Annotated in this window: 27 protein-coding genes; 10 read left to right on the top strand and 17 right to left on the bottom strand. The window is 42.1% G+C overall.

Annotated elements, in window-relative coordinates:
* Positions 1-9: 9 nt before the first annotated feature.
* From FTV29_RS02250 to FTV29_RS02235, 4 genes are all read left to right on the top strand, one after another.
* Positions 10-612: an alpha-E domain-containing protein gene (locus tag FTV29_RS02250; protein ID WP_005097250.1), complete on the top strand. Its 603-nt coding sequence runs from the start codon at positions 10-12 to the stop codon at positions 610-612.
* Positions 609-1,388, top strand: coding sequence for a transglutaminase family protein (locus FTV29_RS02245; protein WP_074383227.1), 780 nt, complete (start codon positions 609-611; stop codon positions 1,386-1,388). The genes FTV29_RS02250 and FTV29_RS02245 overlap by 4 nt, the downstream gene beginning before the upstream one ends.
* 13 nt (positions 1,389-1,401) lie before the next feature.
* Positions 1,402-2,127, top strand: coding sequence for a peptidase (locus FTV29_RS02240; RefSeq protein WP_180074999.1), 726 nt, complete (start codon positions 1,402-1,404; stop codon positions 2,125-2,127).
* A gap of 78 nt (positions 2,128-2,205) precedes the next feature.
* Positions 2,206-2,637 carry a BLUF domain-containing protein gene (locus FTV29_RS02235; protein ID WP_005097246.1) on the top strand — a complete coding sequence of 144 codons (432 nt, stop codon included), beginning with the start codon at positions 2,206-2,208 and terminating at the stop codon, positions 2,635-2,637.
* A gap of 47 nt (positions 2,638-2,684) precedes the next feature.
* Here the strand turns inward: FTV29_RS02235 and alr are convergent, their stop codons facing one another.
* From alr to rpsF, 5 genes are all read right to left on the bottom strand, one after another.
* Complete coding sequence (gene alr / locus FTV29_RS02230; RefSeq protein WP_100535297.1) at positions 2,685-3,755, bottom strand: alanine racemase; 1,071 nt, start codon at positions 3,753-3,755, stop codon at positions 2,685-2,687.
* Positions 3,756-3,803: 48 nt separating this feature from the next.
* Positions 3,804-5,246, bottom strand: coding sequence for a replicative DNA helicase (gene dnaB, locus FTV29_RS02225; RefSeq protein ID WP_005097243.1), 1,443 nt, complete (start codon positions 5,244-5,246; stop codon positions 3,804-3,806).
* A 216-nt stretch (positions 5,247-5,462) separates the two neighbouring features.
* The gene (gene rplI / locus FTV29_RS02220; protein WP_004645413.1) at positions 5,463-5,909 is read right to left on the bottom strand and encodes a 50S ribosomal protein L9; all 447 of its coding nucleotides are present in this window, start codon (positions 5,907-5,909) and stop codon (positions 5,463-5,465) included.
* A gap of 9 nt (positions 5,910-5,918) precedes the next feature.
* Positions 5,919-6,146, bottom strand: a complete 228-nt coding sequence (rpsR, locus tag FTV29_RS02215; protein WP_005097242.1) for a 30S ribosomal protein S18 — start codon at positions 6,144-6,146, stop codon at positions 5,919-5,921.
* A gap of 12 nt (positions 6,147-6,158) precedes the next feature.
* Entirely contained in the window at positions 6,159-6,545 is a 387-nt protein-coding gene (gene rpsF, locus FTV29_RS02210; RefSeq protein ID WP_004278789.1) for a 30S ribosomal protein S6, read from the bottom strand.
* A 253-nt stretch (positions 6,546-6,798) separates the two neighbouring features.
* Here rpsF and FTV29_RS02205 point away from each other — a divergent pair, with 253 nt between their 5' ends.
* From FTV29_RS02205 to FTV29_RS02195, 3 genes are read left to right on the top strand one after another with little or no spacing between them, the layout of a single operon-like run.
* Entirely contained in the window at positions 6,799-8,187 is a 1,389-nt protein-coding gene (locus FTV29_RS02205) for a hypothetical protein (protein ID WP_180040161.1), read from the top strand.
* 11 nt (positions 8,188-8,198) lie between these two features.
* Positions 8,199-8,912, top strand: coding sequence for an OmpA family protein (locus FTV29_RS02200; protein WP_218944650.1), 714 nt, complete (start codon positions 8,199-8,201; stop codon positions 8,910-8,912).
* On the top strand, positions 8,899-9,714 hold the full coding sequence (locus tag FTV29_RS02195) for a hypothetical protein (RefSeq protein WP_179999410.1): 816 nt from the start codon (positions 8,899-8,901) through the stop codon (positions 9,712-9,714). The genes FTV29_RS02200 and FTV29_RS02195 overlap by 14 nt, the downstream gene beginning before the upstream one ends.
* 40 nt (positions 9,715-9,754) lie before the next feature.
* On the opposite strand, the gene cyoE is transcribed toward FTV29_RS02195, so the two are convergent.
* From cyoE to ppsA, 7 genes are all read right to left on the bottom strand, one after another.
* Positions 9,755-10,633 carry a heme o synthase gene (gene cyoE / locus FTV29_RS02190; protein ID WP_180074998.1) on the bottom strand — a complete coding sequence of 293 codons (879 nt, stop codon included), beginning with the start codon at positions 10,631-10,633 and terminating at the stop codon, positions 9,755-9,757.
* A gap of 10 nt (positions 10,634-10,643) precedes the next feature.
* A complete protein-coding gene (locus FTV29_RS02185; protein WP_005097239.1) occupies positions 10,644-10,970 on the bottom strand; it encodes a cytochrome o ubiquinol oxidase subunit IV in 327 nt (108 codons plus the stop codon).
* Positions 10,970-11,587 carry a cytochrome o ubiquinol oxidase subunit III gene (cyoC, locus tag FTV29_RS02180; protein WP_005097238.1) on the bottom strand — a complete coding sequence of 206 codons (618 nt, stop codon included), beginning with the start codon at positions 11,585-11,587 and terminating at the stop codon, positions 10,970-10,972. Before cyoC ends, FTV29_RS02185 begins: the two co-directional genes overlap by 1 nt.
* A gap of 4 nt (positions 11,588-11,591) precedes the next feature.
* Positions 11,592-13,580: a cytochrome o ubiquinol oxidase subunit I gene (gene cyoB, locus FTV29_RS02175; protein WP_074383225.1), complete on the bottom strand. Its 1,989-nt coding sequence runs from the start codon at positions 13,578-13,580 to the stop codon at positions 11,592-11,594.
* Between the two features lie 3 nt (positions 13,581-13,583).
* Positions 13,584-14,687, bottom strand: coding sequence for a ubiquinol oxidase subunit II (gene cyoA / locus FTV29_RS02170; RefSeq protein ID WP_005097235.1), 1,104 nt, complete (start codon positions 14,685-14,687; stop codon positions 13,584-13,586).
* 300 nt (positions 14,688-14,987) lie between these two features.
* On the bottom strand, positions 14,988-15,782 hold the full coding sequence (locus FTV29_RS02165) for an RDD family protein (protein ID WP_005170506.1): 795 nt from the start codon (positions 15,780-15,782) through the stop codon (positions 14,988-14,990).
* Positions 15,783-16,181: 399 nt separating this feature from the next.
* Positions 16,182-18,560: a phosphoenolpyruvate synthase gene (gene ppsA, locus FTV29_RS02160; protein ID WP_005097232.1), complete on the bottom strand. Its 2,379-nt coding sequence runs from the start codon at positions 18,558-18,560 to the stop codon at positions 16,182-16,184.
* Between the two features lie 154 nt (positions 18,561-18,714).
* On the opposite strand from ppsA, the gene FTV29_RS02155 reads away from it, so the two are divergent.
* A complete protein-coding gene (locus FTV29_RS02155) occupies positions 18,715-19,551 on the top strand; it encodes a pyruvate, water dikinase regulatory protein (RefSeq protein WP_005097231.1) in 837 nt (278 codons plus the stop codon).
* A gap of 233 nt (positions 19,552-19,784) precedes the next feature.
* On the opposite strand, the gene FTV29_RS02150 is transcribed toward FTV29_RS02155, so the two are convergent.
* The 4 genes from FTV29_RS02150 to FTV29_RS02135 all read right to left on the bottom strand — a co-directional run bounded on the left by FTV29_RS02150 (position 19,785) and on the right by FTV29_RS02135 (position 22,922).
* On the bottom strand, positions 19,785-20,348 hold the full coding sequence (locus tag FTV29_RS02150; protein ID WP_100355349.1) for a flavoprotein: 564 nt from the start codon (positions 20,346-20,348) through the stop codon (positions 19,785-19,787).
* A 296-nt stretch (positions 20,349-20,644) separates the two neighbouring features.
* Positions 20,645-21,649: an LLM class flavin-dependent oxidoreductase gene (locus FTV29_RS02145; protein WP_159138315.1), complete on the bottom strand. Its 1,005-nt coding sequence runs from the start codon at positions 21,647-21,649 to the stop codon at positions 20,645-20,647.
* A 155-nt stretch (positions 21,650-21,804) separates the two neighbouring features.
* On the bottom strand, positions 21,805-22,257 hold the full coding sequence (locus tag FTV29_RS02140) for a hypothetical protein (RefSeq protein ID WP_005097226.1): 453 nt from the start codon (positions 22,255-22,257) through the stop codon (positions 21,805-21,807).
* A 233-nt stretch (positions 22,258-22,490) separates the two neighbouring features.
* Positions 22,491-22,922 carry a glycine zipper 2TM domain-containing protein gene (locus FTV29_RS02135; RefSeq protein ID WP_005097225.1) on the bottom strand — a complete coding sequence of 144 codons (432 nt, stop codon included), beginning with the start codon at positions 22,920-22,922 and terminating at the stop codon, positions 22,491-22,493.
* A gap of 346 nt (positions 22,923-23,268) precedes the next feature.
* Here FTV29_RS02135 and prfA point away from each other — a divergent pair, with 346 nt between their 5' ends.
* Complete coding sequence (gene prfA / locus FTV29_RS02130) at positions 23,269-24,357, top strand: peptide chain release factor 1 (RefSeq protein WP_005097224.1); 1,089 nt, start codon at positions 23,269-23,271, stop codon at positions 24,355-24,357.
* Positions 24,357-25,175 (top strand): peptide chain release factor N(5)-glutamine methyltransferase, encoded by an 819-nt coding sequence (gene prmC / locus FTV29_RS02125; protein WP_005097223.1) that lies wholly within the window; start codon positions 24,357-24,359, stop codon positions 25,173-25,175. Before prfA ends, prmC begins: the two co-directional genes overlap by 1 nt.
* Positions 25,176-25,346: 171 nt before the next feature.
* On the opposite strand, the gene FTV29_RS02120 is transcribed toward prmC, so the two are convergent.
* Positions 25,347-25,700: a hypothetical protein gene (locus tag FTV29_RS02120; RefSeq protein ID WP_005170516.1), complete on the bottom strand. Its 354-nt coding sequence runs from the start codon at positions 25,698-25,700 to the stop codon at positions 25,347-25,349.
* Positions 25,701-25,872 lie beyond the last annotated feature (172 nt).

Below are 25,872 nucleotides of genomic sequence, written 5' to 3'. Positions count from 1 at the left end.
GAAAATGTCATGGTTTTGCTGAATAGCAATGCACAACATATTTTTTGGTTAGGGCGTTATTTATCTCGCACTCATTTTTTATGTGCGCGCTTTCCATTTTTAGAAGACGAAGCAGCTGTGGCCTATGCCCATGCTTTTTGTTTACCCGCTTTTGATGCCAGTTCCTTAAATGAATTGGTACTAGATTCAACTCAGACCGCATCTTTTAGCCAGCAGTTTAAAGTGGCTAAAGATAATATTCAGGAACTACGCGGAGTATTGTCTGCATCAGGCTATGCAGAACTAATGAAACTGATCAAAACTGCAGACAAAAATGCTGGTTATATTTGTGAAGTGGTGACTGAATGTGAAGATATTCTGGAAGCTGAATCTGCCGATATTTTTCTGTTCTTTAGCCTGGGACAATGTGTCGAACAGCTCGATCATCAGTTACGACTCGGTGAAGAAACCAGTACGACACTGTGCAAGATCGATGATGTAGTCAGAATTCTAGTGGAAATGGGCTGGGGTGACCTGGAGCAATACTGGGAACAGTTGCGTACAGAACCGAACCGGATTCAGTTCTATCAGTTTAGTGACCATATCCATCAACTGTTTGAGGCAGATGTATGAAATTGATGGTGAATCACCAAACGCATTATATGTATACAGCTGAGGTGAGGAACAGTATTCAGTACATCAAAATGATGCCTTCGAGCAATGCGCATCAACGGGTGCATTCCTGGGATATTAGTGTACCGGGGAATAAAGAAATCCGAAAAGATGCCTTTCATAATCTGTGGATGACCTGTAACCAGCGTGAACCTTATTATTCCTTAACGATCATGGCGCAAGGGATTGTCGAGCTGAATCCCGCGCATCAGACTGGACTGAATGATTCAATCAATCCCAATATTTTTTTACAGCCAACCGAATCAACGCAATGTAATGCAGCAATGAAAGATTTTGCACAAGCTCATGTCCCTGCATTAAGCCGTCAACGTCTGATTGAACTGGCACAGGCCTTGCTGGAACATGTCCCTTATATTTCCAATAGCACCTCAGTGCAAGGCTCTGCCATAGATGCCTTTGAAGCACGTCAGGGGGTCTGTCAGGATCATAGTCATATTTTCATTGCCATGTGTAAATATCTGGGCTTAGCTGCCCGTTATGTTTCTGGCTATTTATATGCACAAAATGCTTCACATCTGGCCAGTCATGCCTGGGCAGAGGTGTTTGTAGAGCAGACATGGTATTGTTTTGATGTGAGTAATCTGCTGTTTAGTCCAAGCTCGCATATTTATGTAGCCATTGGGCGGGATTATTGGGATGTAGCACCGGTACGCGGTGTGAGGGAGAAGGGCGGAGTGGAATCCATGCATTCCATTGTTCAGGTACTAGGATGTTAATAAGGACAAAAGAATGACGTATTGTTGTGCGCTACGTTTAGAGCAAGGTATGCTTTTTATTAGTGATACACGGACCAATGCCGGAGTAGATCATATTTCTGTCTTTCGCAAACTGTATACCTTTGGTATTCCTGGGGAGCGTATGATCGTCATACAGGCCTCCGGAAATCTGGCCACAACACAAGCCGTAATTGGGCGTATCAAAAATCAGCTGGAGTTGAAGCAGGAACCCAATATACTCAGTCTGCATACCATGTTTGATGTGGCTGAACTGATCGGGAGCACGCTTAAGAGAGTCATCGCCAATGTCACCAGCGACATTTTGGAACAGAGTAATTATTATTGTAATTTACTGGTGGGTGGTCAGCTCAAAGATCAAGAAATGCAGCTCTATCATGTGTATCCGCAAGGAAATTTTATCTGTGCCACGCCGTATTTCCAGATTGGCGAGAGTAAATATGGCAAGCCGATCCTGGATCGCGCCTTGACTTATGATATGCCGCTGGATGAAGCTCTGCGTTGTTCGCTCATTTCATTTGCATCGACCTTACGTTCCAATGTATCGGTCGGTATGCCACTCGATGTGCTGGTGTATAAAAAAGACAGTTTAATGATGCCGAGGGGTAAACGTATTGCCGAAGATGATGAATATTTCACGTCGATCAGCCGGCAATGGTCAGACACCTTGAAAAAAGGACTGGCAGCGCTACCTGTTCCATCGAATGAATATTTTATGTAAAAGGTATTCTGGTTCAGTTTTTTCGCGTACAGTATGAACTTCTGTGCACCAGCATAATAAAAATAGATAAGTTAGCGCATGTACCAATTTTGTTACGCCAGTAAAAGTACGTCTTCTAAAGTTGATTTGCTTGAAGATCTGACCAATATCCTGAAAGAAGCACGTGATTTTAATCATCGCTATCAAGTCACAGGCGTGCTGTATTTTGCCGATGGTTATTTTTTTCAATGTCTGGAAGGTGAGTGTTTAACCTTAAAAAGTCTGCTGCTCGAGAGACTCAATAAAGATCCTCGCCATCATGATATTAAATTGTTTGAGACCAAGGAAATCGAATATCCGAGTTTCCCCGACTGGTCGATGAAGTATATTTCTAAACGCAGTCAAATCCAGCAATTCTGTCAGGACATGGGATTTAATGACTTTAATCCTTTTGCCTTTCAGCAACATCATGTCGATGCTTTATTAGAGAAATTGAGTTTAGAGCAGGCTGAAGAACAAAAATCAGCTTAAATAAAAAGCCCAACTTCTGTTGGACTTTTTTGGCTCTGAGGATCAACTCAAATAACTTTACGTAGCGGACGATGACTGAGTCTGCATAACAGTTCATAACCAATAGTGCCATTGGCTTCAGCAACCTCATCGACCAAACGAGTATTCCCCCAAAGTTCGACTTGAGTGCCAGGTTTTACCTGCATCGCAGTTACATCAATCGCGATCATGTCCATTGCTACACGACCAATGACACGCGTTTGCTGGCCATTAATCGCCACATAGTTCTGTTTCGGGAAAGCACGAGGGTAGCCATCACCATAGCCAATTGAAACAATCGCAAGTGTCATGTCTTGCTCAGCTGTAAATGTTGAACCATAACCGACATGCTCACCTGCCTTGATATGGTTAAGTGCAATCACTTCGGCAGTAAAGGTCATGACTGGTTTTAAATCCAGATCATGCACATCACGATCTGCAAATGGAGTCGCGCCATAAAGCATGATCCCGGGACGGACAAAATCAAAATGCAATTCTGGATATTTATAAATGGCTGCTGAATTACAGCATGAACCCATCAATGGTGCGCAGTCATTTTTAATTTCTAAGAATTGACGAATTTGTTCATCATTCAGCGGGTGATCAGCATCGGCATTGGCAAAATGCATCGCCAAAACACAAGTAAAACCTTCAGCTTTGAGTTGATTGATCACGTCTTTAATTACATCAATTTTAAAGCCAAGACGGTTCATCCCGCTATTCAGCTTGACCCAGACTTTCAGGTCTTTGGCGATATAAGCATCTTTATGTGCCAAGAGCCAATCGACCTGTGCCTGCTGATGCACAATCACTTCAATATTCTGATCAATCACGATTGGCATTTCGTCTGCAACAAAAACACCTTCGATGAGCGTGATCGGCTGTTGATAACCCAGTTCACGAATTTCCAGGGCTTCTTGTAAGCATGCGACACCAAAAGCATCGCTTGCACTTAAGGCTGCCAGGCAGTCTTTAACTCCATGTCCGTAAGCATTGGCTTTGACCATACTGACGATTTTAGCGGTTGGGGCAAGTTGTTTGACACGGTTTAAATTATATTGCAGTGCTGCACTGTCAATATAAACTGTAGCTTGGCGCACCCTAAATTACTCCTGGAGGGACGATGGAAATCTGATGATTGAGCTTGTTTACTCTTCATCATCATACTGAGCATAAAACTCAGGTGAGAGATTACTAAAACGGGTATATTGACCTTCGAAAGCCAGACGTACCGTACCAATCGGGCCGTTACGCTGCTTACCAATAATAATTTCAGCAGTGCCGGCTTCCTTTGATTCCTTGTTATAAACCTCGTCGCGGTAAATGAACATGATCAAATCGGCATCCTGCTCGATTGCACCGGATTCACGTAAATCGGACATCACCGGGCGTTTATTGGGGCGGTTTTCCAGGGCGCGGTTTAACTGGGAAAGTGCAATCACAGGGCACTGCATTTCTTTGGCTAAGGCTTTTAAACTTCGTGAAATTTCCGAGATCTCGCCGACACGGTTGTCGCCCATACCGGGTACTTTCATCAACTGAAGATAATCGACCATGATACAGCCGAGTTTGCCACCATGCATTTTGGCAATACGACGGGCACGGGAACGTAATTCAGTTGGTGGCAGGGCAGAGGAATCATCGATATACAGGTTTTTTTCCTGTAAATGCACAATGGTACTGGTCACTTTTGACCACTCATCGCTGTCCATTTTGCCTGAACGCAAATGCCCCTGATGCACACGGCCAAATGACGAAATCAAACGCATGGCAATCGAATCCGCTGGCATCTCCATAGAATAGACCAGCGCCGGCAGGTTGTTATTAAATAAAACGCTTTCGACCAGATTCATGGCAAAAGTGGTTTTACCCATGGACGGACGCGCTGCGACAATAATCAGGTCGCCGGATTGCATGCCTGAGGTTTTATTATCCAGTTCCACAAAACCTGTGGTTAAACCGGTAATGCTACCTTCCATTTGTGATAATTCATTCAATTTATCAAAAACATCGGCAACGACAGAGTTAATCGGTTTAGGCCCTTGCGCCTTGGCATTGTTATTATGTTGTTCTGCAATCGAGAAAATATTGGTTTCAGCCAAGTCCAGAATTTCACTGACGGTACGGCCTTTGGTGTCATAGGCATTTTGTAAAATTTCAGAGCTGACTTTAATCATGCTGCGCAGGGTGGAGAATTCTTTAATTTTGCCTGCATAGGTTTCCAGGTTGTAGAAACTCGATGGCGAGTCTGCCATGAGCTGCATCAGATATTCTTCACCGCCAATCGCATCCAGTAAATTCTGCTTGATCAGCCAGTCATGCACCAGTACCGCATCATAAGGTGAGTTTTCTTTAGAGAGTTGATCAATGGCGCGGAAAATATATTTATGTCGGGTCGCATAAAAATCATTTTCAGTCAGCACATCACCGACCTGTTCAAAAGATTCGGCAACGGTCATTAATGCAGCAAGTACGGCTTGTTCAATCGCTAAATTGTGCGGTGGAGTACGAAATTCCTTGAGATTGCTGTTCTCAGTACTGATTTCGATATTAGCGCTGGTCGGCTTTTTGCTGGCATTCGCCTGTGACATATAAATCCCTGATTTTAAATACAATGGTTAAACATTATCGGAGATGAATAGCTTTTATTCACTACGACATGAAATCATACGCGTTCTGAAATCAAATGCGAAGGGTAAATTTTCATTTGTATGGGTAATAAAATAATTTTTAAGCAGGAGATACCTGTCATTTTTTTATAGATAAAAAAAGAGCATGCTTTCGCATGCTCTTTTTGAGGCGAGAAATTACTCAGCTACGATAGTAACCAGAACTTCTGCAGTAACATCATGGTGCAATTGGATTGCGATGTTAAATTCGCCAGTGTGACGAAGTGCGCCATTTGGAAGACGTACTTCTGCACGGTCTACTTCTAGACCAGCATTTGTCAACGCGTCAGCGATGTCACGAGTACCGATAGAACCGAATAGTTTACCTTCGTCACCAGCTTTCGCAGTGATTACGATATTTACTTCGTTCAATTGGTCAGCACGTGCTTGAGCAGCAGCTAAAACATCAGCTTCAGCTTTCTCAAGTTCAGCACGACGAGCTTCAAAAGCAGCAGTGTTTGATTCTGTTGCAGCAACTGCCATACCTTGTGGGATAAGGAAGTTACGGCCATAACCAGCTTTAACTGATACTTTATCGCCTAGTTTACCTAGGTTTTTAATGCGTTGTAATAAGATAATATCCACAGCTCAACCTCACTTATGATTGTCAGTGTAAGGGATCAAAGACAAGAAGCGAGCTTGTTTAATAGCTAGCGCCAATTGACGTTGGTAACGAGCTTTAGTACCTGTAATACGGCTAGGAACAATCTTGCCGTTTTCAGTGATGTACTGTTTTAAAGTGTCGATATCTTTGTAGTCGATGTACGTAACGTTCTCAGCTGTAAAGCGGCAGAACTTGCGACGACGGTAAAAACGTGCCATGTTATGTTCTCCTTAAGCTTCAGCAGAGTCTTGAGCGTGTTGTGCTTCTTCACGTTGAGCTTTACGCGCACGTTTTTCTTCAGCACTTTTCGCCAATAGTGACTCTTCAGTGATTGCGTTTTCACGACGGATGATAAGGCTACGAATGATTGCATCGTTATAACGGAACAATTCTTCAAGCTCATCAAGAGTAGTCTGACCACACTCAACATTCATAAGAATGTAGTGAGCTTTGTGGATCTTGTTGATTGGGTAAGCCAATTGACGACGGCCCCAGTCTTCAAGACGGTGGATTTGACCTTCAGCTTCTTTGATGTGAGTTAGGTAGCGTTCTACCATACCAACGACTTGATCGCTTTGATCAGGGTGTACTAAAAGTACGATTTCGTAATGACGCATTGTCAGCTCCTTACGGTTTGGACAGCCCCAATTTAAGTAAATTGAAGCAAGGAGTCACAACCAAGGTTGTGTCGCAGTGTTTGCGAGCCAAGAATTTTAGAGGGTTTAGGTTTAAAATACAAGTCATAGCTTTGAAATAGCTAAATTAAAATATTAAGTTATATTTATTCTTTTGTGTTTATTGAATTTTTTTTGTGGGAACAATTATTTATAGTGATACTATTCACATAATTTTATTTCCTTTCCCTCTGTCATGTTAGATTTTCTTGATGTTTTTTCCAAAATTTTTCATTTCCTTGCAATTGTAGTTATTGTTGTTTTCTTTATTTATTTTATTCGTTTAGATCGCTTGCATGAAAAGGCTAATCCTGCTTACCCAAGTTTACTGATTACAATAGGGATTGGCTTTACCTTCTTTGGTGTTGCTTTGGGGCTTGCGGGCTTTGACACAGAGGATCCAACGGGAAGTCTATCGACTCTAGTAAATGGTATTAAAACTGCATTTTGGGGGTCATTTGCAGGTATTCTTGCTTCAATTTTAATTAAATTTCATGCACTTATTAAGTTTAAAGAAAATGATACTGATTTACAGGCAGATAAGCAGGTGCAGCAGTTTTATGAAGAGCATCAAATTTTAGCAAAGCAGAGCCAATTTTTAGAAAAAATTTATACTGATAATCAAAATCATCATCAGAATTTAGTAAAAGCCATTGAAAATTTTGGCCTAAATTTAGATAAAAATAATAAAAATAATATGCAAGAAATGCTTCAATCGATCAGTAGTAGTTTAGGTGGTATTGAGCAAATTCAACGCAGTACACAAGGTTATATTGCAGGTGAAATCGCAGAATTAAGAAACGAATTTGTTTCGTTTGCACAAAAGCAAGCAGAACAGACCACTGATATTTTCATTAAGGCCCTGGAACAAGCAATTCAACGTTTCAATGAAAATTTAACAGATAGTTTGGGTGAAAACTTTAAGCAACTTAATCAATCTGTAAACCGTTTAGTAGATTGGCAGGAGCAATACGCATCTCACGTAGAACAACAGACCACAAATTATGAGGGAATGTTGTCTCAGATTGAACAGGTGAAAAATGATTTTTCAACTGTGTTGCATAATGTGGATGGTTTTAAGCAAATTATTTTACAAGTAGAGCAAGCCATTCAATCCATTGATCATACCAACTATGAGTTTAACAACCGTATTGAGCATTTCTATGGCGCTTTGGATGCAAAACTTGTAGAGGTTGATCAAACGCGTCAATTGTTTGCAGAGAGTTTTAACAAGACTGAATCGCAAATGGATAAAATAAATCAACTGACCGAAACGATCTTTACTGAAATTCATGACTATTTGGAGTCTAGTCATGCGCGTGCGCTACAGATACAAACAACGTCTGCACAGCAAGCTGAACAAATGCAAAAGCAAATGAAGCAATCATTTGAACAGACGCAGCAGCAATTAAGCGATGGTTTAAGCACGATTGAAACTCAATTGCAGCAGACATTGAATCAGTCATTGATCACACTCGCTCAGCAATTAGGTGCACTTTCAACCAAGTTTGCACAAGATTATGAGCCAATTACAGAAAATTTAAAAAATATTATCGACTCGATTGATCAGGGAGTGAGATCTTAATGTTGCCCTTTATGCGTCAGCGTGCAACGAATTCTGATCAATGGATTAGTTTAAGCGATATTATGACTGCACTGATGATGGTGTTTTTGCTTATTAGTGTCATTTACATGATACGTGTTAAAGAATCAGTCGATATCCCACGAATTTTTAAGGCGGATGAACAACAATTACATTCGCAATTAGAGCAAAAGCTACAAAGTAAATTGACCAAGTGGGGTGCAACTCTAAGTCCTGACTTAACAGTGCGCTTTAATAATGAGGAAATTCTTTTTAAGGCAGGTTCAGCAGATTTAAGTGCTGAATTTAAGCAGGCACTGAATGAATATTTCCCTATTTATATTCGTTCGGTGATGCAAGATCGTTTTGTTGATAATATTAAAGAAATTCGTATTGAAGGGCATACGTCAAGTTTCTGGGCAAAAGGTGTTGGTGAGGAAGAGGCTTATATTCGTAACATGCAGCTTTCTCAAACACGTGCACAAAATACCTTAATTTATTTACTACAAAGTTCATTATTAACAACGGTAGAAAAAGCGTGGTTAAAACGTAAATTCAGAGCAATTGGATTTTCTTCGGCTGCACCTTTAGGTAAAAATGGGCAACCTGCGAGTGGCTCTAATAGAGAGCATTACGGTGCATCACAACGTGTAGAATTTAGAGTGGTGACAACCGCTGAAGATAGAATTCGTGCTGTTGCCTATGGTGATTCAAATGCAGCTCGTTGATTTTTTAACTAGTGACTTCTTAAATGAATTAAGAAGTCAAATGAAAGCAAAGCTTTTAGATATTACTGATTTACCCTTTCGCAATGGTATTACCTACGCAGATTTATATGATTTGCATGAAGGTGTCGAGGTTGATATTGGTGATATTACAAGCTCTCCTTCGGGTTTGCTTTATTATAAAGGCGTGATGGTTTCTCTGAATATTCAGGATGCTTTTCAGGGAAATAAGCAAGAAGAGAGTCTGCCTAAATTACACATTTGTCATTGTCATAAGCTCAAAGAAATGAAGGCTGCTGGGCGTATACAGCGTTATGTGTGTTCAGCACGCACAGATAAAATTCGTAAAATTCGCTTTATTTCAAATTATACAAACCAAATTAAAAGTGGTGAGTATGATTTGGATGTCTGTAAATACTGTCTAAGTCAATTAAAGTTAAACGGCTATAAAACTTCGATGACACCGATGGAAAAAAACCAGATATCCAAAAAATTAGACTTAAGTGATTTTTATCTCAAGTTTGAGCCACAATTTTATCAGGCGATGATTCAAGTGTTATATACAGACCAAAATGATATTGTAGTTAATCAATATCAAATGGACTGGAAGTATATTTCCTATAAATACAGAAAATCGAAACAATGGCGCTGTGAAGCATGTACAAAAGATTGTACTCACGATCATGCAAACTTACATACGCATCATATTAATGGTAATAAAGCCGATAACCGTTTAATCAATTTGAGTGCTTTGTGTTATGACTGCCATGCGATGCAACCGATGCATGAACATATGAGACGTTGATTCTGAAATAAAAAAAGATAGAGACGAACTCTCTATCTTTTTAAAAAAATACTATCTGTGTAGATGGCGTAGTTGAAGTAAAGCTAAATACAATACTGATCACGGTAATCAGGATGACAGAGAACAGAAAATATTTCTTTGCCCAAAGCTGATCATTTTCAGCTTTAAATCCAATGACACCGATATACAACCAGTAAATGCACAATAGATTTAAAATGACTGCATACAACCAATTGGCATAGCCATATACAAATAACGCATTCATAGTCAGGGTGAATAACACCACATACAAAAGTGATTCGATCTTGGTACGATGAATCGAGCGCGCCACAGGCAAAATGGGAATGCCTGCATTTTTGTAATCATCAAAGCGGTAAACCGCAATTGCCCATGAGTGAGGCATTTGCCACAACGCATAACCTAAAAAGATCAGTAATGCACCCAGGTCAAATTGATTGGCCACAGCGGTATAACCAATGACAGGCGGAGCTGCACCAGAAATACTGCCGACTACAGTTTGATGAATTGTGGTTCGTTTTGTCCATAGGCTGTAGAAACCAACATATACAACAAAACCAATCACCGCGAAAAGAAAAGCGTACGCATTTACCCAGAACCATAAAATGCTAAAACCAATGAGGCCTAAGACCAGAGCAAAAGCCAGGGCAACAGGTTCAGAGATAGTTTTGATGACCAGAGCACGATTTTGTGTGCGCTGCATTTTTTGGTCGATGTCCTGGTCAATCACGTTGTTGACCACACATCCTGATGCTACGACAAGCGTAGTACCGAGAAGGGTAATAAGCAGGAGAAGGAAATCTACAGAACCTTGAGTGGCTACGAAGTAGCCACCCAAAGTGGTAACAAAGTTACCGAAGAGAATTCCTGGCTTAGTCAGGAATAAATACTTTTTCAACATGACGACCAGTTTAGATCATCATGTTGTAGTGTAGGTAATTCATGATCCATACAGAACCTACTAAAAGAATAGCGATGGTTAAGATGGTATACACGAACGCAATCACGTTCCAGCGTTGCTCTGAAGAAGAGTTCATATGCAGGAAGTAAATTAACTGCACAAGAATCTGAGCAACCGCAGTAATCGCAATTACTGCAATCAAGATACCGCGTTCAAAACCGCCTGCCATCACCATACCGAATGGAATTACGGTAAGGATGACAGAAAGTACGAAGCCAATTGTATATTGCTTAACGTTACCGTGTGATGCACCAGCTGAGTTGTGATCGTGACTCATTACAGAACTCCCATCAAGTAAACTACGCTGAATACACAGATCCAAACGATGTCAAGGAAGTGCCAGAACAAGCTTAGGCAAGCTAGACGACGTGTGTTTGCAAGAGTCAAACCATATTTCTTGATTTGAACCATTAACACGATCATCCAGACCAGACCAGAAGTTACGTGAATACCGTGCGTACCTACCAAGGTAAAGAACGCAGATAAGAACGCACTTGTGCTTGGACCGTGACCCGCATGAACTAAGTGATTGAACTCATATAGTTCCATGCCGATGAAGATAGCACCGAATACCCAAGTAATCGCTAACCAAGTCAGTACTTTTGCAACGTCTTTTTTGTATGCAGCAAGAACTGCAAAACCAAAGGTTACAGAAGAGATCAAGAGAGCGAAGGTTTCAGTCAGAACGAAACCTAAAGAGTCGCCAAACAGGTCTCTCGCACTTGGAGTACCCACAGGAATGTGGCTACTTAAAACAGCGAACGCAATGAAGAGTGTACCGAACAGGACAAGGTCACTCATCAAGTAAGTCCAGAAACCAAAGACGGTGATGTCAGTATCATCGTGATGATGCTCATCGTGTCCGTGGTTATCGTGATGAAGTACTTCAGCCATTGTCTTAGTCCTTCTTCAAGTGTTTTTCAAGAATCGCATAGCGTTCGTTTTCAATACGCTCAACTTCAGCAGCAGGAACATAGTAATCCACTTTCTTGGTGAAAGAAGACACGATGAAGCTAATGATAGAAGCAATGAACGTAACAACTACTAACCACCAGATGTGCCAGATTAAACCGAAGCCCATTACAGTGATGAACATCGCGATAACGAAACCAGCAGCACGATTCGTTGGCATATGGATATCTTCATACTTCGTTGGTTTTGCATATGCAACACCATTTTCTTTCTCAACCCAGAAAGTATCAATACCATTGATCTTTGGAAGATGAGCAAAGTTATAGAACGGAGCAGGAGAAGATGTCGACCATTCAAGCGTACGGCCATCCCATGGGTCGCCAGTCAAATCTAGACGTTGGTCACGTTGTAAGAAACCAACCACGATTTGCATAACGAAACATACGATACCAAGTGCAACAAGAACTGAACCGAACATCGCGATATTTACATATGGGTCCCAATCTGGGTTGTCAAATGTATTCAGACGACGAGTCATACCCATGAAACCAAGGATATAAAGTGGCATGAATGCAAAGTAGAAACCGAAGAACCAGAACCAGAATGCTGCTTTACCCCAAGTTTCATTCAGTCTCCAACCGAACATTTTCGGCCAGTAGAAGATGATACCTGCGAACATCGCAAATACTACACCACCAATAATTACGTTATGGAAGTGAGCGATCAGGAATAAAGAGTTGTGTACCAGGAAGTCCGCTGGTGGAACCGCCATCAATACACCTGTTAAACCACCGATACCGAAAGTCACAAGGAAGCCAAGTGTCCACAGCATTGGGGTTGTGTAAACAATGCGACCCTTGTACATGGTGAATAACCAAGAGAAGATCTTCACACCTGTAGGAATCGCAATAATCATGGTCATGATACCGAAGAACGCGTTAACGTTGGCACCTGCACCCATAGTAAAGAAGTGGTGAACCCATACAACGAATGACAATACTGTGATTGCTACTGTTGCATACACCATGGATTTGTAACCGAACAAAGCTTTGCGCGAGTAAGTCGCAACAACTTCTGAGTAAATACCAAATGCTGGTAATACCAAGATATACACTTCTGGGTGACCCCAAGTCCAAATCAGGTTTACATACAACATTGGGCTACCACCCAGGTCATTTGTAAAGAAGTGGAAATCGAAGTAACGGTCAAGCGTTAGCATTGCAATTGTTGCAGTCAACACCGGGAAAGCCGCAATAATCAATACTGCTGTACATAAAGATGTCCAGGTAAAGATTGGCATTTCCATGAGTTTCATGCCAGGCGCACGCATTTTGATGATGGTAACAAAGAAGTTAACACCCGTTAATAGCGTACCTAGACCTGAAATTTGCAGTGCCCAGATGTAGTAGTCCATACCTACGCCTGGAGAATATTCGATACCTGACAGTGGAGGGTATGCCATCCAGCCTGTTGCAGCGAATTCACCTAACGCAAGTGAAACCATCATCAGACCCGCAGCGCCGGCAAATAACCAGAAGCTGAGTGAGTTCAATAATGGGAATGCAACGTCACGTGCACCGATTTGAAGCGGTACAGAGATGTTCATTAAACCAACTACAAGACCCATTGCCACGAAGAAGATCATGATCACGCCATGCGCGGTAAAGATCTGGTCGTAATGCTCAGGGTGTAAATAACCTTCGCCGCCACCTTTTGCAAGGAACTGCTGAAGACGCATCATGATCGCATCGGCGAAACCACGCACCAGCATGATCACAGATACGAAGATATACATGATACCAATTTTTTTATGGTCTACAGATGTGAACCATTCGTTCCACAAGTAGCCCCATTTTTTGAAGTAGGTAATACCAGCAACAACTGCGATAGCACCCAAGATCATCATTGCAACAGTTGCCAATACGATTGGATCGTAAGGAATTGCATCTGGACCTAACTTACCTAAGAAGCTCATGTCTTATTCTCCTTGAGAAGCAGTCGCATGTTCACCTGCTACATGAGCTTCAGAAGCAGATGCTTCCTGAGCAACAGCATCAGTCGCTGCAGCTTCTACAGGAGCTGTATGATCAGCACCGTGGTAGTTACTCATATAGTTGTGAATCACAGATTCAAACAAACCAGACTCGACAGAAGAATAATAAGTCACAGGATGTGGCTGAGTCTTATATGGGCCTTCTGCTTGTGCAGTTTCAGCAAGTCGTTTCTCTAAATCTGTTCTTGCATTACGAACCATTGCATCAATTTGTTTTTGTGAACGGTTGCCGTCACGTAAGGTCGCAAATTCAGCTTGGTCTAAAACAGTTTTTTGAACTGCAACAGGATTTACTGAAGTACCATTACCTGATTGAACTGCAGCAACCCATTCAGCGAATTGAGCATCAGTCACAGAATGTGCACGGAAGCGCATTTGTGAGAAGCCATAGCCTGAATAGTTTGAAGAGAAACCACGATAACCTTCAGCTGGACTCGTTTCATCAGCTAAGAAGTTAAGGTGAGTTTGCATGCCTGCCATTGCATAAATCTGACCACTTAACGCCGGGATGAAGAAAGAGTTCATCGTGAAGTTAGACGTGATACGAAGGCTTACCGGAGTTTTCTCTGGGAAACGCAATTCGTTAATTGTTGCAATGTTTTGCTCAGGATAGATGAAGATCCATTTAAATTGTTCAGCAATAACTTGAACAGTTAATGGTGCTTTATCTGCTTCAATTGGACGGTATGGGTCATACTTGTGGGAACCCCACCAAGTTAACCAAGCTAAAATACCAATAATAATGACAGGAATACCCCATACTACAATTTCAATCGCAGTAGAGTGTGTCCATGTAGGTTTATAGTCTGCGTCTTTATTCGATGCACGATATTTCCAACCGAACCATAATGCCATGATGATTGATGGAATAACCACCAACAGCATTAAGTAAATCGCAGTCATCATCAGGTTACTTTGACCTGCTGCAACTGGACCTTTAGAGTTCAGAAGTACCATATCACCACCACACCCGGTCAAGAGTGCAGTCATCGCAGATAAAGACAATACAGCTAAAATCGTTTGTCTCATTTTACAACCTCGGTGAAGAGTCCCATTCCCTAATTTAATATGGGATAGCGATTAAAGTGCACATGACGAAAAAGGCTGATTTTTACAAAACATCCTATTAATCATAATACACCGCTACGTTGTAGGGCATTATGCCTGAGATTGACGAACTAAGCTATATCTAAAGCCGCTTTAAATGCCTGTAATAAAAACCGATTTTGTTGCTCGGGATTTAGGAATATTTATAGGAATTTTATTTCAATTTCAAAGTTATGTAAGAAAGAATGGGATGAATATCATCCCATTTTAAGTGATTCAAAATTATTGTTTTACCACTTGAGTTTTTGCCAGTTTATCGTGCAGGGTCTGACGTTTTTTACCCAATCCGAAGGCCCAGTCAATCATTAAACTCAAGGGCATGAAGATGATATTCAGAAATATAAAGAATACGCTACGAATGGTGAAGGCACGTAATAAGCTAACTTTCTCACCAGATTCAGCATCTACAATTTTGATTTTCGTCATTTTTTTGCCAATACTTTGCCCAGATTTGGCAATAAGGTAGGCTTGAATCACCAGCATGATCAGTAAATAGACCGCAGTTGCAATCCAGGCTTGTTGAGAAAACATCTCAAACATCTGGGTTTGCAGTTGCTGCGCCATGGTAGGATCAGCATCACTGTTGAGTATCACATTCATGAACTCTTGGTTCAATTCTGCAAAGCGGACTTCCTGTTCAGGGGTGAAGAATCCAGTCAGAATAAAAGTCGCTGGTAACCAGAGTAACACGTCTACAATTTTGGCCAGAATACGGCTGGGAATACTGGCAAGTGTATTTTTTTGCGTAGTTGCTTGGGTGCGTGGTTGCGTACCAGACACTGTTATAGGCGGGTTGTTCTGGAAAGGCGTGTCAGGTGTTGCGGTTGGTGCGACATAACCCTCAGGTTGATATACCGATTTTCCCTGGGTAAGCTCACCTAAAGCTTTCCACTCTGCCATGCCTTGATGCCATGCCAAATCAGTTAGCATGACTTGCTGATTGGCAAGCATTTGATTTAATTGCTCGAGCGTATATGGACCAGCTTGTTGATTGTTTCGTGCCAAGTAAATCTGCATATAGACTGAATCTCAATATATAAATTTGAACTGATAATAGGTTGAATTAAGATTGTATTGAATTCTATTTTGAAAACAAACACCATCTTATCGTTAAGATTATAGATAAATTGAGTATTTTCAATCCTATTTATGAAGAAAATGCTTCAAATCAAAAACAGTGTAACAAGGATCGGGTGGTTTGAGTGCATCATTCAACATATCCGATTCGCTTTAATTATTGCCCTTTAAAAATGATTTTATTGTTGGCATTTGTTTGTCATTACAATTTGAATATGGAGAAACAAAATACAAAAACTTATATTTTTAAAACTTTCAGAAGAGCGTTTTGAAATATAAAAGAATATTCATCCCATAAAAAAAAGACCCTGCGAAAGGGTCTTTTTTATTTAAAATCTATTATGCAGTTGCCACTTTTTCTTTAGCCAGGAAGAACCAGGTATCCAGGACTGAATCCGGGTTTAAAGATACAGACTCAATGCCTTGTTCCATGAGCCATTTCGCAAGATCAGGATGGTCTGAAGGACCTTGACCACAAATACCCACGTATTTGCCTGCACGGTGACATGCCTGGATTGCAAGAGCAAGAAGCGCTTTTACAGCAGGGTCACGTTCGTCGAACAAGTGCGATACGATACCAGAGTCACGGTCTAGACCAAGCGTTAGCTGGGTCAGGTCGTTTGAACCGATAGAGAAACCATCGAAGTGTTCAAGGAATTGATCGGCCAACAATGCGTTGGTTGGTAATTCACACATCATGATCACTTTAAGACCATTTTCACCACGTTTAAGACCGTTCAATTCCAATAACTCGATCACACGTTTTGCTTCAGCCACAGTACGCACAAATGGAATCATGATCTGTACGTTGGTTAAGCCCATTTCATCACGAACTTTTTTCAATGCACGGCATTCAAGCTCGAAGCAGTCACGGAAGTTGTCAGACACGTAGCGGCTTGCACCACGGAAGCCCAGCATCGGGTTCTCTTCTTCTGGCTCGTACAACTTACCGCCGATCAAGTTTGCGTATTCATTTGACTTAAAGTCAGACATACGCACGATCACTGGTTTATCTGCAAATGCAGCAGCAAGAGTAGAGATACCTTCAACCAGTTTTTCTACATAGAACTCGATTGGAGAAGCATAACCAGCAGTACGCGCCATCACAGCAGCACGTGTTTCACGTGGCAAGCTGTCAATATTCAACAATGCTTTAGGATGCACACCGATCATACGGTTGATGATGAATTCTAAACGTGCAAGACCAATCCCTTCGTTTGGAATTTGCGCGAAGTCGAATGCACGATCCGGATTACCGACGTTCATCATGACTTTGAACGGAAGAGCAGGCATTGATTCGATCGAGTTGGTTTGGATTTCGAAATCCAGCGCACCTTCATAGATGAAGCCCGTATCACCTTCAGCGCAAGACACAGTCACTTCCTGACCGTCAACCAGTACTTCAGTGGCATTACCACAGCCTACAATCGCAGGAACACCAAGTTCACGTGCAATGATTGCAGCATGACAGGTACGACCACCACGGTTGGTAATAATCGCAGCAGCACGTTTCATCACTGGTTCCCAATCCGGGTCAGTCATGTCAGATACCAGCACGTCACCGTCTTGTACTTTGTCCATTTCTTTGATTGAAGTCACGATACGGACTTTACCAGAACCGATACGTTGACCGATTGAGCGACCTTCACAGATCACAGTACCACGTTGTTTGAGGAGATAGCGCTCCATGGTGCCGACATTTTCACGGCTTTTTACTGTTTCAGGGCGTGCCTGAACGATGTAGATTTTTCCATCATCGCCATCTTTTGCCCACTCGATGTCCATTGGAGAACCGTAGTGGTTTTCAATGATCAGCGCTTGTTTGGCAAGTTCTTGGAGTTCTTGGTCGTTTAGAGCGAACTGTTGACGCTCAGCTTTTTCTACATCTACGACAACCACTGATTTACCTGCAGAAGCTTCTTCACCATAAATCATCTTCTGGTGTTTAGAACCCAAGTTGCGGCGTAAAATCGCGTGTCGGCCTGCATTTAACAGCGGTTTAGAAATATAGAATTCGTCAGGGTTGACTGCACCTTGAACGACCATTTCACCCAAACCATAAGACGCGGTAATAAACACTGCATCACGGAAGCCTGATTCAGTGTCCAGGGTAAACATCACACCTGCAGCACCCGTTTCAGAGCGAACCATACGTTGGATCCCTGCTGAAAGGGCAACCACGTCATGCGCGAAGTTTTGATGGACACGATAAGAAATTGCGCGGTCATTATATAAAGATGCAAAAACTTCTTTGATCGCGATAAGCACGTTATCAATACCGCGAATATTCAAGAAAGTTTCTTGCTGTCCAGCAAAAGAAGCATCTGGTAAATCTTCTGCTGTCGCTGATGAACGAACGGCAACCGCGATATCAGGGTTGCCGTTAGAAAGTTCTGCAAATGCTGTACGAACTTCTTGTTCTAATTCAGAGGTAAGTGGAGTATCCACAATCCATTGGCGGATTTTTGCACCGGTTTCAGCAAGAGCATTCACATCATCCACATTTAGTGCTGCAAGCTCTGCATTAATTTTAGCGTTTAGGCCACTTTGCTCGAGAAATTCACGATATGCTTCAGCTGTAGTTGCAAAGCCACCTGGCACCGATACACCAGCATTGGATAAGTGGCTGATCATTTCGCCCAAGGATGAGTTTTTCCCACCCACGAGTTCAACGTCGTGCTTCCCTAATTTTTCCAGACCAATTACGCGCGCTTCCAAAGTTGTTACTCCACTTTTGCAGTATTAATCACTATCTTGGCATGAGAGTATAGCAAATCATCTAGGTTTTTGATTTTACTAAGCGACAGTCATGTAAGATCGGTTTACTATAAAGATTATATAGCACTAAGACAAATGGTGGAGGAGAATTTTAATGTCAGAAGGTAAACAAATTCAGCGTAGTGTTTTCTTTATCTCGGATGGCACGGCAATTACCGCTGAAACGCTTGGACACTCACTATTAGCGCAGTTTCCAAATGTAAAGTTTGACATTCATATTATCCCTTATATTAGCTCTGAAGAAGCCGCAACCAGTGTGGTTGCAGAGATCAATGCGCGTGCTCTGCAAGACGGTGAAAAACCACTGGTTTTTGATACTTTAGTCGACCCTTATGTGCGGGAGATTATTAATACCGCAAATGCCGTAAATCTTGATGTATTTGAAGGGCTTATCAGTAAGTTGTCGGATGAGTTGCAGGTGTTGCCTACAACTTTAGTCGGTCAAACCCATGCGGTGACTGATACTGCCTCCTATAAAGCCCGTATCGATGCGGTACATTTTGCCTTGGACAATGATGATGGCGCGCGTACGCGTCATTATGATAAAGCCGATCTGATTCTGATTGGGGTGTCGCGTTCGGGTAAAACACCTACCTCTATTTATTTGTCTTTGCAATTTGGTATTCGGGTGGCCAACTATCCACTAACAGAAGAAGATCTGGACGATAATCGCTTGCCAGCGGTACTGCGTCCGCATAAAAACAAGCTGTTTGGTCTGATGATTGATGCAGACCGTCTCGTCGCGATTCGCACTGAACGTAAGGCCAATAGTCGTTATGCCAGCTTTAGCCAGTGCCAGATGGAGCTGCGTGCCATTGAAGGAATCTACATTTCGGAAGGAATCAAGTACCTGAATGTCTCTGAAATGTCGATTGAAGAAATCTCGACACGTGTCTTGCAAATGACGGGTTTAAAACGTCGAATTGGCTAAAAAGCCAAACAGAGCCAAACTTTGATTTGGCTCTGTTTTATAGCTAAAAAATACCAATAAGTGCTTATTTATAGAAATAATATATGATTTTTATAAATTTAAAAAATATCAAGTATCATAATTAAAAATACAAAAGAGCGTTATTTAATCAATTTGTTGAATAAGTACACTATTAATCCTGGGTGTAGAGTTCTAGATTTCATCAATTTTTCATGTTGAGTTGCCAACGTAGCTTATTCTTCTGCTAAATAAGTATGAATAATAATATCGACCTGATGCTGATCTCCATTGATACAGCAAATACTGTTTTCAGTAATTCTTAGGATTGGCCAGGTAATCAGCTGGCAATTTTCCCGCTGTAGCGCGGCATAATAATGATCTGACTTGAGATAGGTGTTAGGAGAAGATGCAAGATTTGGCATTAACTGGCGTCTTAGCCACAGGTTTTGTACCTGATTTTCCAGAAATCTGAGGGAAAGCAGACTCTTAATCCGGTTGTTAAATAGACGACGATTTTTACCAATTAAAGGATGATTAATAATGCGTTGCAGAATGCGGTCTGAACCTGGCAGCACAAAAGCAGGATTAATCTGAAAAACTTTCACCGAACCGGCATGTTGACTAATTTTATCCAGCTGGGTAACGGTAAACTGGTCTGTACCAATAATTGCAATATCTTTGTTTGAATAATCCAGTTTCATAAGCTCGGAAGAAGCGATATTTATTCCGGTAAACAGCTGGAAATGTTCGGGATGATTTTCAAAAATGCCAGCGTGTAGATCTTGCTTGGTGGCCATTAGACTTCCTTGAATTTATTTAATAATTGATTTTCTTTGTCTTAGATATAAACAAAAACCAGAAGCAGGGTAAAGGAGAAAATTTAACTTAGACAGTCATCTATTTGACAGAAATACAGCGGCTTATTTTTTCTAAGTCAGGAGATATAAATATGATTAAAAAGCGGTGGTGTTAAGTAAGAGAGAAGAATGAATAGAAAAAGTTTGGATGACGGTGTTGAACAGATTGTTGCTATTTTATTTGAAAGTTATACAACATCTACCCATTGCTGAGAATAGGTAGATGTCGCTTTCATTTATTGCCCGTTTTTAAGCTGCATCAACAGCTCAAAGTTATGCAGACGCTTGTCAGTGTCATAGATGTCACAAGTGAAGATAAACTCATCGACATCATATCTGGCCAAAAGCGATTCCAGCCCAGCTTTCACAGTTTCTTTGGAGCCGACCTGTGCCATGGCAAAGAAATTATCAACTGACATTTTTTCCGCAGGTGACCATAGACCGTCCATTGAATCTATCGGCGCTTTCAGTTTTAAGGTCTGACCACGAATCAATGACAAAACCCGCTGATAGGCACTGGTCGCCAGATATTCTGCTTCTTCATCGCTATCTGCCACACAGGTCGGTACACCCATTGAAACATAAGGTCGATCCAAGTATTCGGAAGGCTCAAAGTTTTCACGATACAGCTGAATCGCCTGACCGAGCATACGCGGGGCAAAATGTGAAGCAAAAGAATAAGGCAGGCCAAGTTTTGCTGCAAGTTGTGCACTGAACAAACTCGATCCGAGTAGCCAGACCGGAACATGCGTGCTTTGACCGGGAGTCGCAACAATACGCTGATTCGGCTCTGGATCTTTAAAATATTGCAAAATTTCCAGAATATCTTGCGGGAACTGATCTTCAGTTTCCTGACGGCCACGGCGCAGGGCACGCATGGTCATCTGGTCAGTTCCAGGAGCACGGCCCAGACCGAGTTCAACACGATCTGGATATAAGGTCGCTAAAGTTCCGAATTGCTCAGCCACCACCAGCGGCGCATGATTCGGGAGCATAATCCCGCCTGAGCCTAAAGTTAAGCTTTTGGTGTTCGCCAGTAAATAGCCTAAAAGAACGGCTGTGGCTGAACTGGCAATGCCATCCATATTGTGATGTTCTGCCAGCCACATTCGGCTATAACCCAGTTGTTCTGCTGCCTGGGCAAGCTCCAGCGCGTGGTTCAGCGCGAATTGAATAGTCTTATCGTCACGAACAGGAACCAGTTCGAGGATAGAGAACCGGGTATCGTTAAGTGTACGCATCGTATTACTCTTAAATAGACATGACTAAAAGCATACGACTTTGCATTGTATTTGTATATCGAAAAAAATCGATATAAGTGTAAACGAAAATAACAGGCAAAAAAATAAGCATCCGAAGATGCTTATTTAAGGAGGGAAGCTTAGAGAGTGCAGCCTTAACGACGACGGTTGTTGTAACGATAGTCATTCGTGCGGTAGTTTTTTGAACTGTAGCGACGGTCATAGCGGTCATCATAACGGCGATCCTCACTGACTTTTTTACCCAGTGCTGAACCACCCGCAGAACCTAGTGCTGCACCGATATAACCGCCATTGGTACCCGCCATGTTTCGGCCGACTGCATAACCCGCACCACCACCGAGGGCACCACCGATAATCGCACCATTACGGTCACGTTTGTTTGCTGCAACAGCTGCACCAGCACCACCACCAATCGCAGAACCGATGGTTGCACCGGTTGTACCACCCATTTTATTACCCACGGCTGCACCAACCACACCACCAAGTGCTGAAGCTAAAGCTGTATTGGTGGTATTACCGGCATTGGCTGCTGTCATACCCATGGCTGAGGTTGCTACAACAGCGATCATTAGAGATTTATAGTTCATGAGTACACCTTTTCATATATCTAGCTGTATTTGTTGATAAGATCAATTTAATCTAGCAAGCGTCAAACAGCATGAAGGCTGTGTTGACGAATTGTGATTTTTATCTCCTTAATTTATTCATGATTTTGAGTGAATAATTTTATGTATTACATGAATTTGACTGTGTTTGAAAAGCATAAAAAAAGCACCCGAAGGTGCTCTTAATGACGAATATCTGGGGTCTAACGCATTGATCAGTTATAACGGTAATGACGTTTTTTCTTGTAGTGGCGTGATTTGGCTTTTTCTGCAGTTTTGTCTTTGGAAATCTTGTTACCTAATGCAGCACCACCGGCAGCACCCAGGGCTGAACCGATATAACCGCCATTGCTGCCGCCCATGTTTTTACCTACGGTATAACCTGCACCGCCACCCAAAGCACCACCGATTGCAGATTCAGTACGGTTCTTTTTGCTACTTGCCACTGCTGCGCCGCCTGCACCACCTAAGGCTGCGCCAAGTGTAGCGCCAGTATTGCCGCCCATGTTTTTACCTAGGGCTGTACCTGCAACACTACCTAAGGCACTTGCTGCTGCAACACGTGCTGTACTGTCTGCATGTGCATTTACCGCCATCATTGAACCAGCAGCTAAAACTGTACTCATTAAAAGTGCGTTGAGTTTCATGTCATCACTCCGTGTCCATTAACAGGACTGTATTTATTTCGATGTGGAAAATGTAACAAATCATGCCCAGAATAATATGAAGATATTTCTCCATAATTCACTGCTTTATTTGATGAATTGTAAAATCTGCAAGAAATAAGCATAAGATCGATTATAAAAAAGGCAATTCCACTATTTTTAATCTTATTTGTTAACAAATGCTGCCGAGAGAGAATGATAGCGGCGTGGACTTACTCAATAATGATGTTCATTAGAAGCCAGAATCGTTAAACTAGGCGCAATTTTTTGATTTCGCTGTGCTAAATCGGTTTTTAGTTGCAGCCTATGTTTTGAGATTTTTTAAAAAATGAAAGAATCGTTACGTTTACGATTAGACCAACTCTCTGACCGCCACGAAGAGCTGACAGCATTATTGGCTGATATAGAAGTAATTTCAGACAATAAACGTTTTCGTCAGCTGTCGCGTGAGCATAATGACCTGACAGAAATCACCAGCGTTTGGAGCAAGTACAGACAGGCTGAAGAAGATATTGAAACAGCTCAGGCCATGTTGTCGGACCCGGACTTTAAGGAAATGGCACAAGAGGAAATCAAAGAAAATAAAGCTTTGATTGAAGCGCTTGAATCAGACCTGAATATTCTGATGATTCCAAAAGATCCAAATGATGCCAACTCTGCTTATCTGGAAATTCGTGCCGGAACCGGCGGCGATGAAGCAGCGATTTTCTCGGGTGATCTGTATCGCATGTATAGTAAATACGCAGAAAATCAAGGCTGGCGTATTGAAATCCTGTCAGAAAATGAAGGTGAACACGGCGGTTATAAAGAAGTGATTTGCCTGATCAATGGTGACGGTGTATATGGTCGCTTGAAGTTTGAGAGTGGTGCGCATCGTGTACAACGTGTGCCAGCAACCGAATCGCAAGGTCGTGTACATACGTCTGCTTGTACCGTTGCGATCTTACCGGAAGTCGATGTCGATACTTCGGTAGAAATCAATTCCTCGGATTTGCGGATTGATACTTACCGTGCCTCAGGTGCTGGTGGTCAGCATATTAACAAAACTGATTCTGCGGTACGTATTACCCATTTACCGACAGGCACGGTAGTGGAGTGTCAGGATGAACGTTCGCAACACAAAAACAAAGCCAAAGCGATGGCACTTTTGGTGTCTCGTTTAGAAAATGCCAAACGGGCTGCTGCCGATGCTGCAACCTCTGAAATGCGTCGTGATCTGGTTGGTTCAGGGGATCGTTCAGAACGTATTCGTACCTATAATTACCCTCAAGGTCGTATGACTGACCACCGCATTAACCTGACTTTATACAAGCTGGATGCGGTCATGGAAGGTGATTTGACCGAATTGCTGGACAGCCTGCATCGCGAATATCAGGCCGATCAGCTGGCCATGCTTGCACAGCAGAATGGTGGATAATGAATATTTTACAAGCGCTGGCTTTACGCGGTGAAGCTGAAAGTTATGAGCGTCAGGAAAATGCCTGGTTGCTGGAACACATCACCAAGATTGATTCATTTGATCTGTTGATGAAAAAAGATCAGGAATTGACGCCTGAGCAGGAACAAGCTTATAAGGATGGTCTGGCACGAATTGCTGCCGGTGAACCTTTGGCTTATGTCACCGGTTCACAACCATTCTGGACTTTGGATCTGAAAGTCAGCAAAGATACGTTGGTGCCGCGTCCTGATACTGAAGTGCTGGTTGAAACCGTGTTAAAGTTAGATTTGCCTGAAGATGCCCGTGTGGTGGATTTGGGTACAGGCACAGGTGCAATTGCCTTATCGCTTGCATCGGAGCGTCCTGAATGGGTGATTGTTGCATCAGATATTTATGCGCCTACGCTTGAAGTAGCGAAATATAATGCAGAACAGCATGATATTGAGAATGTAGAATTCGTTCTGGGTTCGTGGTTGAAGCCATTTGGCCGTCAGTTCTTTGATGTGATTGCTTCAAATCCGCCGTATATCGATCCGGATGATGCGCATATGCAGCATCTGGCGACCGAGCCGCAACGTGCACTGGTTGCGGATAAAAAGGGCTTGGCTGATTTGGAAGACATTATTATTCAGGCCAAAAAGCATTTAACCGTCAATGGCTGGGTGGTGCTTGAGCATGGTTATGATCAGGCTGATGCCGTGCAGCATCTATTTAAGCAGGCCGGTTATAAAAAGGTCCGTACCGTAAAAGATTATGGCGGTAATGATCGGGTGACTTTGGGCCAGTGGCCGCATTAATTTTAATCCTTCTTTATGAAAAGAGCGACCGATCTGGTCGCTTTTTTTTTGGTTTTTTAAATTCTTAGATTAACATCTGAAATATCCAGTATTTTTAATGACATTCTATTACTATCCTATAAAGAAAAAAGTGATGCCAGAGCATCACTTTTGTTAAATTCTTTAAAAGAATTACATCGGATAGTCTTGCAGGCAGTCATAGACTTCGACTTGATCTAAGCCACCGGTTTCCATTGCCAGACAAAGCGCTACAACTTTCACAGTATCTGCCAAGTATTGTTCATCTTTGAGCGCAATACCTTGTTGCAGGGCGACAATGCGATCTGCCGGAATTTCTAAGGCTGCGGCAGTTTCAGTTGCATCAACACGGTTAAAGAACTGAACCACAACATCTTTAAGCGCTGAGTCAGAGGCACTTAAAATAGCTTGATTAAGCTGTTCAGAGATTTGATCAGCTGAATGAACTAAAGCATTGGCGAAGTTTTGAACAAGATTCTGTTCAAGAACATCAGTCATCTTTAACATGAAAATACCTTCAACTTAGGAGAAAATTTGGGAGTACAGCCAATAGCAAAGTGCTATAAATTGAGTGAAAAATAATCTATTCTCAGGCGAATTGCAAAGCTTTCTGGATGACTGTGTAGTCCTGCTAATATATGCTGCAGGGCTTGAAATTTATAATCACAGTAAAAATATG

This window comes from Acinetobacter sp. YH12254, assembly GCF_013417415.1.
Lineage (GTDB): Bacteria > Pseudomonadota > Gammaproteobacteria > Pseudomonadales > Moraxellaceae > Acinetobacter > Acinetobacter pseudolwoffii.
Note: the sequence above shows the minus strand (reverse complement) of the source record. Positions and strands in the feature narration are given on the sequence as shown.